Annotated in this window: 7 protein-coding genes; all 7 read left to right on the top strand. The window is 74.8% G+C overall.

Annotation, left to right across the window (positions count from 1 at the left end; translation table 11 throughout):
- Positions 1–98: 98 nt before the first annotated feature.
- The 7 genes from GTY67_RS03485 (at position 99) to GTY67_RS03455 (ending at position 13,949) form a co-directional block, all read left to right on the top strand.
- Positions 99–491, top strand: a complete 393-nt coding sequence (locus GTY67_RS03485; protein WP_161277741.1) for an ankyrin repeat domain-containing protein — start codon at positions 99–101, stop codon at positions 489–491.
- A 290-nt stretch (positions 492–781) separates the two neighbouring features.
- The gene (locus GTY67_RS03480; protein ID WP_161277740.1) at positions 782–2,200 is read left to right on the top strand and encodes a HEAT repeat domain-containing protein; all 1,419 of its coding nucleotides are present in this window, start codon (positions 782–784) and stop codon (positions 2,198–2,200) included.
- 57 nt (positions 2,201–2,257) lie between these two features.
- Positions 2,258–2,830 carry a DUF4240 domain-containing protein gene (locus GTY67_RS03475; protein ID WP_161277739.1) on the top strand — a complete coding sequence of 191 codons (573 nt, stop codon included), beginning with the start codon at positions 2,258–2,260 and terminating at the stop codon, positions 2,828–2,830.
- 53 nt (positions 2,831–2,883) lie between these two features.
- Positions 2,884–6,480, top strand: coding sequence for a hydantoinase B/oxoprolinase family protein (locus tag GTY67_RS03470; protein WP_161277738.1), 3,597 nt, complete (start codon positions 2,884–2,886; stop codon positions 6,478–6,480).
- A 105-nt stretch (positions 6,481–6,585) separates the two neighbouring features.
- On the top strand, positions 6,586–8,112 hold the full coding sequence (locus GTY67_RS03465; RefSeq protein WP_161277737.1) for a hypothetical protein: 1,527 nt from the start codon (positions 6,586–6,588) through the stop codon (positions 8,110–8,112).
- A gap of 55 nt (positions 8,113–8,167) precedes the next feature.
- On the top strand, positions 8,168–9,136 hold the full coding sequence (locus tag GTY67_RS03460; RefSeq protein ID WP_093692822.1) for a hypothetical protein: 969 nt from the start codon (positions 8,168–8,170) through the stop codon (positions 9,134–9,136).
- A gap of 58 nt (positions 9,137–9,194) precedes the next feature.
- Positions 9,195–13,949 carry a hypothetical protein gene (locus GTY67_RS03455; RefSeq protein WP_161277736.1) on the top strand — a complete coding sequence of 1,585 codons (4,755 nt, stop codon included), beginning with the start codon at positions 9,195–9,197 and terminating at the stop codon, positions 13,947–13,949.
- Positions 13,950–13,976: the final 27 nt, after the last annotated feature.

The following is a 13,976-nucleotide window of genomic DNA, read 5'->3' as shown; positions in this document are numbered from 1 at the left end:
GTACCCTGTCGATTCACTCGTACGGCCCCGTGCCGTACACCCCCCGGTCAACAGCGGCGGCGAGAGCCGCCGCACGGTCAAGGAAGGCGGCCCGCGCGATGAGCGAAACTCCCGATCCCGAGGTGGTCGAGCTGGCGACCAAGGTCTTCGGCCTGGCCCGCACCGGCGAGACCGAGGCGCTCGCCGCGTACGTCGACGCCGGCGTCCCCGCCGACCTCACCAACGACCGGGGCGACTCGCTGCTCATGCTCGCCGCCTACCACGGGCACGCCGGAGCGGTCACCGCCCTCGTCGCCCGCGGCGCCGACCCGAACCGCGCCAACGACCGCGGCCAGACCCCGCTGGCCGGAGCCGTCTTCAAGGGCGAGGACGCCGTCATCGACGCCCTGCTCACCGCGGGCGCCGACCCCGCCGCCGGAACACCGTCCGCGCGGGACACGGCCCAGATGTTCGGCAAGGCCGACCTGCTGGAACGCTTCGGTGCCCGTTGAGGCAGGGGCGGGCGCGCCTGCGGGCCCGCCCGCCGAGGGGTCCGCTGACCGGTCCGTCGTAAATGTGGTCGCGGTGGCGAAATGGCTGGGTCATCATGACGTCGCGGGTCCGTTTCGGGCCACCGACGAGAGGCAGAGGAAGATGGTCTACACCAAGCACAAGACGGCGGTCGGCCGATCATGTCGCTGCGCGGCGTAGGGGTGTCCCCCGGACACCCCCTCGTGCCCACGGGGCACGGGGCACAGCACAGTCCCGGTTGCGTCGACAGCTTGATGTGAGGCTCTCTCCCATGTTCGATCCGTTCATAGCGCCGAGCGGCACCCTGCTCGGCCTGCTGCAGAGGGGCCGCGGCGACGGCACGCTCCACGCACTCGCCGCACCGCGCCCCGAGGCCCTCGCGGCCCTCAACCACTGCGTCGTGAGCGACCCCCGTCACGACTGGCAGGTGGAGAACCGCTCCCTCTACTACGCACGCCTGTATCTGGATCTCGACGGCGGCATCGAAGAGATCGAGCGCCACCTCGGCGACCCCGACGACCACACGGACACCGACGACTCCCGTACCGGCCTCGCGCTCTCCGTCCTCGGCCACCTCGCCTCCTACGGACGCGACGACGCCCTCGCGCTGCTCCGCCGCTACGCGGCCACCGGCGCCAACTGGGCCTGGGCCCTCGACGAGCTCGCCCTGCGCGACGACGACGCGGGCCTGCGCTCCCTCGCCCTGCCCGTCCTGGGGCGTTTTCCGGCCACCGAGGAAGGCACCGCCGAGCTCGCCGCCGCCGTACGCGACTCCTTCGAGCCGCGCCCCTGGCGGCTCTGGGCCGACGACCCGCGCGAAGCGGTCGGCGCCCGCGTGCGGGCCGCCACCGAACAGGGCTCGTTCGACCGCTGGCAGCGCCAGATGCGCCCCGGCGGCCCCCGCCCCGGCTGGAGCGTCCAGGCCGTCTTCGACTGGGCCCAGCAAGCCCTGGAACGCGGCAGCGAACTGCACGTCCCCGCGGCCCGCTGCCTCTCCGCCGTCGCCGGACCCGACGACCGTCCCCAGATCGTCGAGGCCGCCCGCAACGGTTCCGACGGCGCCCGCTGCGCCGCCCTGCACCACCTCGCCGAGGCGGCCGACCCAGCCGTCCTCGACCTCATCGAGGCCGCCGCCCTCAGCCCCTCCCGTACGGTCGCCGACGCGGCCGTCGCCGCCTTCGAGCGGATGTGCGGTGACGAGGCCGTGGAACGCGCCCGGCGCTGGGCCAGGCGCCCCGACGCCCTCGGCGCCTCCGCCGCCGGGATCCTCGCCTGCCGCGGCACCGCCCAGGACGCTCCCCAAGTCCTCGGCGCGCTGCGGGAGGCCGTACGCGGCGACGGACCCGACGCCCCCCGGCTCTGGACCCTTGTGGACGGCACCGGCCGCCTCGGCATCGCCTGCGCCGCCCCCGTACTGCGCCACGTCTACCGCGAGACGTCCTCCTCGCACCTGCGGGGCCGGGCCGCCCGGGCCCTCGCCGCCACCGACCCGTCCTTCGCGACCGGCTTCGCGGTGGAGTGCCTGTGGGACTGCGAGGAGACCACCCGCGAGGTGGCCGCCCTGCACGCCGAGACCGGGGACATCCGCGTCGCCGAACGCCTGCGCCGCCTCGCCGCCGACCCGGCCGAGGAGGCCGAGGTGCAGACGGCGGTCCGGAGCCGGATCGGACCGGACGCACCGGCGCTCTGACCGTTGCCGTTCCCGTGGGAGGGGGGCGTTGTCAGACCCCCCTCCTACGCTTCTCACATGGACATCAACGAGTGGTGGGGGCTCGTCGGAAGCGCCCGTGAGGCGGCCGGGGACCGGGCGGACGACCGGGACCTGCCCGACGATCCGCTGCCGGGCGCGCTGACCGATGTGCTCGCGGCCCTGGAGCCCGCCGAGATCGTCGACTTCGCCGCGACGGCGTACGAGGTGACCGCGTCGGCCTACCGGTGGCCCCTGTGGAACGCGGCGTACGTCATCGAGGGCGGCTGCGGTGACGACGGGTTCACGGACTTCCGCGACGGGCTCGTCCTGCTCGGGCGGGAGGTCTTCACCCGGGCCGTGGCCGACCCCGACTCGCTGGCCGGGCTGCCCGTCGTGGTCCGGATGAGCCGTGGGGAGAGCGGCTGGATCGGCTACGAGTCGCTGGCCGGGCCGGTCAGGGAGGCGTACGTGCGCGCCGGGGGAGCGGCCGACGGATTCCACGCGGCCGTGGAGGCGGCCGACCGGGGCCGAATACGGGCCGGGGAGCCGGGCGGCGAGCACTGGGACGCGGAGGACGCCGACGCCACGCGCCTCCACCTGCCCCGGCTGGCGGCACTCTTCCAGGACTGAAGGGGCGGGCCCCTCTCCCTGCGGGTTCGCGCCCGTCGGAACAGAATGGCGCCATGACCGGACGCTGGGAGTTCTGGATCGACCGGGGCGGCACCTTCACCGACGTCGTGGGCCGCCGCCCCGACGGCCGGCTGGTCACCCGCAAGCTCCTCTCGCACGACCCCGGCCGCTACGACGACGCGGCCGTGGCCGGAATCCGCCTGCTCCTCGGCCTCCGCGACGGTGAGCCCGTGCCCGCCGACCGGGTCGCCGCCGTCCGGATGGGCACCACCGTCGCCACCAACGCCCTGCTGGAGCGGCGCGGCGAGCCGACCGTCCTGCTCATCACCGAGGGATTCCGGGACGCGCTGCGGATCGCGTACCAGAACCGCCCCCGTCTCTTCGACCGCCACATCGTCCTTCCGGAGGCCGTCCACGAGCGCGCGATCGAGGTCCCCGAACGTATCGACGCCGAGGGGCACACCGTACGAGCCCTGGAACTCGACGCTGTACGCGGGCAGTTGCGCGCCGCCCACGCCGACGGGCTGCGCAGCGCCGCCGTCGTCCTGATGCACGGCTACCGCCACCCCGCCCACGAGCGGGCCGTCGCCGAAGCGGCCCGCGAGGCCGGGTTCACCCAGGTCAGCACCTCCCACGAGGTCAGCCCCCTGATCAGGCTCGTCCCGCGCGGCGACACCACCGTCGTCGACGCCTACCTCTCACCCGTGCTGCGCCGGTACGTCGACGAGGTCGCCGCCCGGCTGGAAGGCATCCGGCTCCTCTTCATGCAGTCCAACGGAGGGCTGCGCGAAGCCGCCGCCTTCCGGGGCAAGGACGCCGTCCTCTCCGGCCCGGCCGGGGGCGTCGTCGGCATGGTCCGTACGTCGCAGCAGGCCGGACACGACCGCGTGATCGGCTTCGACATGGGCGGCACCTCCACCGATGTGTCGCACTACGCCGGAGAGTTCGAACGGGAGCTGGGCACCCAGGTCGCCGGGGTGCGGATGCGCGCCCCGATGATGAGCATCCACACCGTCGCGGCGGGCGGCGGCTCCCTGCTCCACTTCGACGGCCGCCGCTACCGGGTCGGCCCCGACTCCGCGGGCGCCGAACCGGGCCCCGCCTGCTACCGGCGCGGCGGCCCCCTCACCGTCACCGACGCCAACGTCATGCTCGGCCGCATCCAGCCCGCCCACTTCCCCGCCGTCTTCGGCCCGGACGGCGGCCAGCCGATCGACGCCGACCTCGTACGCGAGCAGTTCGCGGAGCTCGCCGACGAGATCGGGCGCGCCACCGGGGACCGGCCGGCCGAGGCCGAGGTGGCGGCGGGCTTCCTGGAGATCGCCGTGCTCAACATGGCCAACGCCGTGAAGAAGATCTCCGTGCAGCGCGGCCACGACATCACCCGCTACGCCCTCACCGGCTTCGGCGGCGCGGGCGGCCAGCACGTCTGCGCCGTCGCCGACGCGCTGTCCATCGACACCGTCCTCGTACCGCCGCTCGCCGGGGTGCTCTCGGCGTACGGCATCGGCCTGGCCGACGCCACCGCGATGCGCGAACAGTCCGTGGAGGCCGAACTCGACGAGACCGTACGGGAGCGGGTCGAACAGCTCTGCACGGAGCTGGCGGACCGTACACGGGACGACCTGCGCGCCGACGGAGTGCCCGATTCCGCGATCACCACGCGCGCCCGGATCCTGCTGCGGTACGCGGGGACGGACGCGGCGCTCGCGGTGGCGCCGGCCTCCGTGGCCGCGATGAGCGAGGAGTTCACGGCCGCCCACCGCACCCGTTTCGGCTTCACGATGGAGAAGCCGCTCGTCGTCGAGACCGTCTCGGTGGAGGCCACGGGCACCACGGGGGAGCACGGCGCCGACCCTCGTGACCCCGCACCCCGCGAAGGCGCACTCCAGCCCCGCGACACCGTGACGATGTACGCCGGGGGCAGAGAGCAACAGGCGCCGCTCCACCGCCGTGAGGACCTCCGCCCCACCGACACGGTCACCGGGCCCGCCGTCGTGGCGGAGGACGACGCCACCACCGTCGTGGACCCCGGCTGGCAGGCGGCGGGCAGCGCAACCGGCCACCTGGTGCTCACCCGGGCCCGCCCCCGCCCGGAGCGGACCGCCGTCGGCACCCGTGTGGACCCGGTGATGCTGGAGGTCTTCAACAGCCTCTTCATGTCGATCGCCGAGCAGATGGGCATCCGCCTGGAGAACACCGCCCACTCGGTCAACATCAAGGAGCGTCTCGACTTCTCCTGCGCCCTCTTCGACGCCGACGGCAACCTGATCGCCAACGCCCCGCACATCCCGGTCCACCTCGGCTCCATGGGGGAGTCCATCAAGGAGGTGCTCCGGCGCAACGAGGGCACCCTGCGCCCCGGCGACGTGTACGCCATCAACGACCCTTACCACGGGGGCACGCACCTGCCCGATGTCACCGTGGTGACCCCCGTCTTCGAGGGGGACGAGCTGCGGTTCCTGGTGGCCTCGCGCGGCCACCACGCCGAGATCGGCGGCACCACCCCCGGCTCCATGCCCGCCTTCAGCCGGACGATCCACGAGGAGGGCGTGCTCTTCGACAACTGGCTCCTGGTCCGCGACGGCCACCTCCGCGAGGCCGAGACCCGCGACCTGCTCACCTCCGCCCCGTACCCCTCGCGCTCCCCGGACACCAACCTCGCCGACCTCCGTGCGCAGATCGCCGCCAACGAGAAGGGCATCGCGGAACTCCGCCGCATGACCGACCAGTTCGGGGCCGACGTCGTGCGGGCCTATATGGGGCACGTCCAGGACAACGCCGAGGAGTCCGTACGCCGGATCGTCGCCGGGCTCCACGACGGCGGCTTCCGCTACGAGACCGACGCCGGGGCCGAGATCCGGGTGACGCTCACCGTGGACCGGGACGCCCGCAGCGCCGTGATCGACTTCACCGGCACCTCCCCGCAGCAGCCCGGCAACACCAACGCACCCCGCTCGGTGGTGATGGCCGCGGTTCTTTACGTCTTCCGGACTCTCGTAGGGGAGGACATCCCGCTCAACAGCGGCTGTCTGAAACCGCTGGACGTGCGGATTCCGCCCGGTTCGATGCTTGACCCCACCTATCCGGCGGCGACCGTGGCGGGCAATGTGGAGACCTCGCAGGCCGTCACCGGAGCCCTGTACGGAGCACTCGGCGGTCAGGCCGAGGGGTCCGGCACGATGAACAACCTCACCTTCGGCAACGACCGCGTCCAGTATTACGAGACGGTCGCCAGCGGCTCCGGGGCGGGCGACGGCTTCGACGGCACCGACGCCGTGCAGACCCATATGACCAACTCCCGGCTCACCGACCCCGAGATCCTGGAGTGGCGGCTGCCCGTACGCCTGGAGAGCTTCGCGGTCCGGGAGGGCAGCGGGGGAGCGGGGAGGTGGCAGGGCGGCGGGGGTGTGGAGCGCCGGATCCGCTTCCTGGAGCCGGTCACGGTGGCCCTGCTCTCCGGGCACCGCAAGGTCCCGCCGTACGGAGCGGGGGGCGGGGAGCCGGGGGCGCTCGGGGAGCAGTACATCGAGCGGGCGGGCGGCGCGGTGGACCGGCTGGAGGGGTGCGACACCGCCGAACTGGCCGCCGGTGACGTGCTGGTGGTGCGGACACCGGGCGGCGGTGGCTACGGGCCCGCGGGGGCGTGACCGGGGGCGCACGGCACCGCCCGGAAGCCGTGGCGCGGCTGCCGCGCACCGGTCGCATAAACGCCGTTTCGACCGTTGTCAGTGCGAGGACCTAATCTGTCCCTCGTGACTTCGCCTGCCGACACGGAAAACGCTGCGCCGCAGCTCAGCGCGGGGCCGAGGCCTGCCCCGGGCCCCGCCGCCGACGAGGGGCTCTCGCGGCGGCTGCGCGCGCTCGCGTGCACGGCGCCGCTGCACGACCTCGATGTGCGCAAGGCGAATCTGGCCGGTGAGTACACGGTCTACGCCATGGCGGAGGTCGCCCTCGCGGCCATCGACCACGTCACGCTCAACATGGACTTCGACACCGGGGCCGACCACGACCAGATAGTGGCCAGGCTGCTGCCCCGCGTCGGCGCCCAGGCCCCCGACCGCCCCGTCGCCGAGCACGAACGGGTCGCGCGCTGGGTCCTGGAGAACCTGATCAACGTCGGCAGCGTCGACCGAGGCTTCCGCGCGGTCTACGGCACCTTCGGACCCGACGGCGTCTACGTCCGCCGGGACTACGACTTCAAGCTGATCGAGGAGGTCCCCGGCCACGGTGGCACGGTCTACCTCCGCGCCACCGACGAAGCGGTCAACGTCCTCGTCGGCGCCCTGGACACCGATGTCACCAGCGCCCAGATCGCCGCCGAGGTCAAGCTGGAGGTCCTGATCAGCCGGGGCCGCCTCGCCGACGCCCAGCTCGCCGCCGAACAGGCCCGCTACCGCACCGTGCAGTACGCCGAGACGCTCCGCCGCACCCTGGAGGCCACCCGGCGCAACGTCCGCGCGGTCGACTGGCTCACCACCGTCCCGGACATGATCGCCGAAGCCCTGGACCACGTGGCCGACCGCTACCGCCACGAGAACGCGATCCTCACCAACATCCGCAAGGCGCGCGACGAGGCCGAGGACCCCGAGCACAAGCGCCGGGCCGCCGAGCTCGTCGACATCGTCAAGGACTGCATCCGCCGCCACACCCAGCTCCAGTCCCGGCTGCTGGAGGCCGGGCCGCTCTTCCGCGCCGAGCAGGACCGGCAGGCGTTCGCCGCCCCGACCGCCCACGCGGGCCTCGATCTGTACGGGCAGCTCCTCGCCCCGCTCCTCCCGCTCCCCGTCGAACAGTCCACCCGGGCCACCGACGCCTTCTTCGCCCACGGCACCGGCCTGCGCACCCCCACCTCCGTCCGCGTCGGCGACCTCGTCGACATGCTGCTGACCCCGCCGCTGGAGCGGGAGCACCTCGGCATGGAGATGCCCGAGCCGGACCTGATCGCCACCCCGGACGACAGCCGGTTCAGCGACGCCCAGCTGAGCAGCGCCATGGCCCTTCTGGACCTGGAGCACGACGCCCCGCGCAGACTCTCCGGGCTGCTCGCCGAGGCCCGCCGCAGCGACCCCGAGCTGCCCTACCTGGTCGCCCTGCTCGCCGTCCACGCGGCCAGCCCGCCGGTCGGCACCGCCTACCGCCAGGGCGAGCGCCGCCTGCTCTTCGCGGTGGACGACGGCACCGAGCTGGACGACCCCGAGTTCGGCGGCGCCGACCTCATCGTGGGCACCGCCCTGCTGGACGCCGCCGGAATGGCCGCGGACCGCCAGGAGGCCTCATGACCGGCCCCGTACGCCCCGCGCACCCCCACCTGTTCCGCACCGAGGAGTCCCAGCCGTGAGCGACCACGACGCCGAGCACCCCGACGCGTGGACCGAGCCCTCCGCGTACGCCGCCCCCTCGACGACGTACACGGGCTCCTCCACGACGTACGCGGGCGACTCCACGCACCCGCACACCGCCGAGCCCCCCGGCCATGCGCCCGTCACCCCGGCCGACGCCGCCGACGCCGCCCGCCTGGTCTCCTTCGGGCTCCAGCCCAAGCTGCTGCCCGCCCGCGACGCCGAATACGCCGACCTCCTCCGCCGCTACCGGGAGGAGAGCGCCTTCGCCCGGCTCGCCGACGCCGTCGCCACCGGGCTCGGCCTCATCGTCCTGGAGGTCTCCCCGCGCGCCGGGATGGCCGTCACCGCGGGCGAGGACTCCGTCTTCGCCGTCCGCATGGGCGACTACGCCCGCCGCGCCTCCTCCGACGCCGCCGACCGCTTCCTCCACGGCCTGGCCCACCTCGCCGTCGCCGCCCTCGCCTTCCCCCGCCCCGAGGACCTCGCCGACGACGCGTACATCGGCCGCATCACGGTCAACGGCGTCGACGCCTTCGTACGCCAGGCCTGCCGGCGTCTTGAGGAGCGCGCCGAGGAGCAGGGCGACAACACCGACCCCGCCACCGACACCCCCGGCCTCGAATCCGGCTGGCGGATCTACGCCCGCCGCAGCTCCACCGGCGCCACCAAGGACGCCCGCCGCCTCGCCGGATCCACCACCGGCATCATCGGCAAGGCCGTCGCCTTCCTCACCGACTCCGGCTTCCTCCAGCGCACCGGCGACGACGCGGGCGGCGCCTACCGCACCACCGCCCGCTACCAGCTCCAGGTCCGCGACATGGCGGGCAGCGCCGCCATGGCCGAGCTGCTGGAGCTGGGCGTCGTCCCCGTCACCGACGGCTCCGCCACCCTGCTGCCGCCGTCCGACCCCGACGACCTGGAGCTGGCGGCCGACGCGGGCCTGCCCTTCCACTCCTCCTGACCCCGCCCGCACCGCCCAGCTCCACCACCGCTTCTCCGAACGACGAGAGTCCGCCGCCATGTACGAGTTGTCCCGGGTCCGCCTCTACTCCATCGGGCCTGCCGGTGCGCGCTACGCCGACACCGTCCTCGACCTGCGCGGCGTCGGTGAGCCCGTCCCCGACCCGGCCCCCGCCCAGGCGGAGTTCTTCGAGGACGAGCCGGTCGGCCCGCCGCGCCGGCCCGCCCCGGCGGGCGTGCTCTTCCTGGAGAACGGCGGCGGCAAGTCCGTCCTGCTCAAGCTGATCTTCTCGGTGATGCTCCCCGGCCACCGCAACACCCTCGGCGGCGCCAGCTCCGGTGTGCTGCGCAAGTTCCTGCTCGCCGACGACTGCGGCCATGTCGCCCTGGAGTGGCAGCACACGCTGACCGGTGAGTGCGTCGTGGTGGGCAAGGTCAGCGAGTGGCGGGGGCGGCAGGTCTCCAACGACCCGCGGAAGTTCGCGGAGGCCTGGTACTCCTTCCGGCCCGGTCCCGGGCTCAGCCTGGACAGCCTGCCCGTCGCGGAGGCCACCGCCGTCGGCCGCCCCGCCGAAGGGGTCTCCGGAGCCCGGGGCAGGCGCCGCACGATGAAGGGGTTCCGCGACGCCCTGGTGGACGCGGGCAAGTTCTACCAGCACCTCGACGTGCACTGGGAAGAGATCCACGACCGCTGGAACGAACACCTCGGCGACCTCGGACTCGACCCCGAACTCTTCCGCTACCAGCGCGAGATGAACGCCGACGAGGGCGAGGCCGCCGGGCTCTTCGCGGTCAAGAAGGACTCCGACTTCACCGACCTGCTCCTCCGCGCCGTCACCGACACCCGCGACACCGACGGACTCGCCGACCTGGTCAGCGGCTTCGGCAACAAGCTGGGCCGCCGCGCCGAGCTCACCGCCGAACGCGACTTCACCGCGGGCTCGGTGGAGCTGCTCAACCGGATCGTGGAGGCCACCGAGACCCGCGCCCGCAGCCGCGACATCCACGCCGCCGCCGATCGCCGCACCCGCACCCTGGCCCGCCGCCTGAGCGCCCGCGCCGCCGAGGAGCGCGGCCGCACCGCCGAGCTGGCCGAGCGGGTCACCGCCGCCGCCCACACGGTCACCGAGGCCGAGTCCACCCGCGGCCACCGCTCCCTCATCGCCGCCGAACTCGCCTACCGGCACGCCTCCCTGGCTCTGGCCGGGGCCGAGAAGAGCGCCGCCGCCGGACGCAAGGAGCTGGCCGAGGCCCGCACCCTGCACGCCGCCTGGCAGGCCGCCGAAGCCGTCCTGCGCCACCGCGCCGCCGCCGACCGCTCCGCCAGGGTCGCCGTAGCCATCCGCGAGGCCGAGCGCGACGCCGCCCCGGCCCTCGCCGCCCGCGCCACCGCCGCCGCCGACCTCGTACGGGCGCTGCACACCGCCGCCGAGGACGGTGAGCGCGTCGCCAACGAGCAGGAGGAGCGCTCCGAGACCCTCCAGGCCACCGGCGAGCGCGCCCACCGCGACGCCACCGTCGCCGCCACCGAGGCCCAGCGCGCGCGCAGCGAGGCCGGCCACCTGCGCCAGCGCCTCGCCGAGGTGGAGCAGGAGACCGCCGAAGCCGTCCAGGCCGGCTGGCTGGACAACACCGAGCCCGACGCCGACCCGGCCCGCGCCGCCCTGGCCGCCAGCGACGCCGAACAGTCCGCCGTCGCCGCCTGGGACACCGCCCGCGAGGCCGCCCGCGCCGCCGCCGACCACGCCCGTGAGGCGGCGGCCGCCGAGAGCCGCGCCGAGCTGGCCGCCGCCCGCGCCGCCGACGGGGCCAAGGCGGCGGAGCAGAGTTACGAGGACGAGCTGAGGGCCGCCGAGTCGATCGCGGCCGACCCCCGCCTCGCCGACCTGCTCGGCCTGCCCTCCGCCACGGGCGTCCCGCACCCCCGGCGGGGAGCGGGCGAGGAGACACCGGGCGGGGCCCAGCGGGACACCGCCCGCACCGGCCCTCAGAGCGACGGCACCGCCACCGAGGCCGCCCCGGAGGGCGCGGTCGCCCTCGCCGACCAGCCGTCCTCGGCCCACCAGCCGCTCACCGCCCAGGAGTTCGACCGCAGCGCCGACGAGCTGCGCGACCTCCTCGACCAGTCCGTCACCGCCGCCGAGCGCCGCCTCTTCGACCTGCGCACCGCCGCCGCCGACGACGCCCGCATCCTCGGCGCCCTCGGCGAGGGCGGGCTGCTGCCGCCCGGCCCCGACGTCCTGGCCACCGTGGAGTATCTGGGCGAGCACGGCATCCCCGCCCTGCCCGGCTGGCGCTACCTCGCCCAGGCCGTCGACCCGGCCGACCACGCCGCCGTCCTCGCCGCCCGCCCGGAGCTGGTCGACGGCGTCGTCATCACCGACCCCGACGCCCACACCCGCGCCCGCGAAGTCCTCGGCTCCGCCGCCCTGCTGCCCCGCTCCGCCGTCGCCGTCGGCACCGCCGCCGCCCTCCTCGCCCCCGTCCCGGACCCCGCCACCGGCTCCGACGCCCAGCACGACGGCGTCTTCCTCGTCCCGCCGAACCCGGCCATGCACGACGAGCACGCCGCCGACGAGGAGCGCCACGCCCTGCGCTCCCGCGCCGCCGCCCGCGACGAGGACATCAGGGCGCTCGCCGCCCGCCTCTCGGCCGACCGCGCCCTCGCCTCCCGCATCGGCTCCTGGCGCGCAGACTGCCCGCCCGGCATGCTCGCCGAGCTGGCCGAGGCCGCCGCCACCGCCCGTACGGCAGCCGAGAGCGCCGAAGCCGTCCTCGCCGAGGCCCGCACCGCCCGCGCCGAGGCCGACGAGGCCGCCGCCGACACCGCCCGGGTCCGCGAGGAGCGCCAGGAGGCCGCCCAGCGCGCCCGCCGGGTCGCCGACGCGCTGGCCGGGCTCGCCCACCGGCTGCGGGAGCGGGCCCGCTGGCAGGTCCGCCTCCGCGAACTGGTCGACGAGGCCGCCGAGTCCGAGGCCCGCGCCGCCGTCTGCCTGGACCTCGCCCGCTCCGCCGACGAGGACCGCAGGGCCGCCCAGCGCGCCGGGGACGACGCCCGCCGCACCGCCCGAGCCCTGCGCGCCGAACGTGCCGAGATCGCCGGAGCCCCGGAGACCCTCCCGGAGCCCGACGAGACCAAGCCCCGCACCGCGCTGCCCACCCTGCGCGAGGCCTACCGGGCCGCCTCCCAGCTGTACGAGAAGGTCGGCGTCGGCGCCGACCTGCGCGCCGAACAGGCCCGCGCCGAGAGCGACGAGAGCGCCGCCCTCGCCGAGCTGGACCGCCTCACCAACAAGGTCCGCACCCGCGCCGCCCAGCTCCTCGAAGGCACCGACGGAGCCGACGGCCCCTCCCGCCAGGCGGCGGCCGCCCGCGCCGAATCCCACGTACAGCTGCTGGAGACGCGGGCCTCGACCGCCAGCGAGCAGCTGGGCCGGTACCGAGGCGAGGCCGAGCGGCTCGCCCCCGACGACGAGCGGCCGCACCACACCGAGCTGCCCGACGAGCTGGTCCCGGCCGACGCCGAGCAGGCCCAGGCCTTCCTGCGTACGGCCACCGGCGAACTGGCCGCCGCCACCGCCGCGTTGGACACCGCCCGCGCCGCCCACAGCGAGCTGCTCCACGCCCACCGCACCGCCGAGGACTCCGCGGGCGGCTTCGACGAGACCGCCGCCCTCCTGCGCGACCTGCTCCGCGACCACGGTACGGAGGACGGCACCGAAGGCCCCGATCCGTACCCCGGCACCCTGGAGGAGGCCCGGCAGTCCGCCGCCGAGGCCCGCCGCTCCCTGCGCGGCTGCTCCACCGACCTCTCGGCCGCCGAGAGCGCCGTACGGGAGGCGAGCGACATCCTCGTACGGCACGCCAACTCCACCCGCTACGAGCAGGTCCGCACCCCCGCCCGCCAGCAGATCCGCGAACTCCCCGCCTCCGCACTGCCGGAGCACGCCCAGAAGTGGGCCGACGCCTTCGCGCCCCGGCTGCGCGTGCTGACCGACGAGCTGGTCCAGCTGGAGCGCAACCGCGACTCCATCGTCGACCGGCTGCGCGGCCTGGTGGAGTCGGCGCTCGCCACGCTGCGCTCAGCCCAGCGGCTTTCCCAGCTGCCCGAAGGGCTGGGGGAGTGGTCGGGGCAGGAGTTCCTCCGGATCCGCTTCGAGGAGCCCGACCAGGCCACCCTCACCGAGCGCCTCGGCGAGGTCATCGACGAGGCGACGCACGCCGCCCTCAAGAAGAACTCCGACCTGCGCCGGGACGGCATGTCGCTGCTGCTGCGGGGCGTCGAGGCGGCCCTGCGGCCCAAGGGCATCGCGGTGGAGATCCTCAAGCCGGACGCGGTGCTCCGCGCCGAGCGGGTCCCCGTCGGGCAGATGGGCGACGTCTTCTCCGGCGGCCAGCTGCTCACCGCCGCTATCGCCCTGTACTGCACGATGGCGGCGCTGCGCAGCAACGACCGGGGCCGCGACCGCCACCGGCACGCGGGCACGCTGTTCCTGGACAACCCGATCGGTCGCGCCAACGCCACGTATCTGCTGGAGCTCCAGCGCGCGGTCTCCGACGCGCTCGGCGTGCAGCTGCTCTACACGACCGGCCTCTTCGACACGACCGCGCTCGCCGAATTCCCCCTCGTCATCCGGTTGCGCAACGACGCCGACCTGAGGGCCGGGCTGAAGTACATCAGCGTGGAGGAGCACCTGCGCCCCGGGCTGCCGCAGCAGGACCCGGACGGTGAAACGGTCCACGGCGAGATCACGGCGACCCGCATGTTCAAGCGCAGCACCCCGCAGGCAGCGGAGCCGCAGCCGGAGGCGTAACCCCCGGCTCCCGCGGTCCCGATGAGA

The organism is Streptomyces sp. SID8374 (assembly GCF_009865135.1).
Classification (GTDB): domain Bacteria; phylum Actinomycetota; class Actinomycetes; order Streptomycetales; family Streptomycetaceae; genus Streptomyces.
The sequence above is the reverse complement of the archived record's forward strand: the minus strand, read 5'-3'. Positions and strand labels throughout refer to the sequence as shown.

What these genes read in the sequence shown, in the direction of transcription:
- GTY67_RS03480 (WP_161277740.1), top strand. Translation starts at nt 782, where the DNA reads ATGTTCGATCCGTTCATAGCGCCGAGCGGCACCCTGCTCGGCCTGCTG.
- GTY67_RS03455 (WP_161277736.1), top strand. Translation starts at nt 9,195, where the DNA reads ATGTACGAGTTGTCCCGGGTCCGCCTCTACTCCATCGGGCCTGCCGGT.
- GTY67_RS03475 (WP_161277739.1), top strand. Translation starts at nt 2,258, where the DNA reads ATGGACATCAACGAGTGGTGGGGGCTCGTCGGAAGCGCCCGTGAGGCG.
- GTY67_RS03470 (WP_161277738.1), top strand. Translation starts at nt 2,884, where the DNA reads ATGACCGGACGCTGGGAGTTCTGGATCGACCGGGGCGGCACCTTCACC.
- GTY67_RS03485 (WP_161277741.1), top strand. Translation starts at nt 99, where the DNA reads ATGAGCGAAACTCCCGATCCCGAGGTGGTCGAGCTGGCGACCAAGGTC.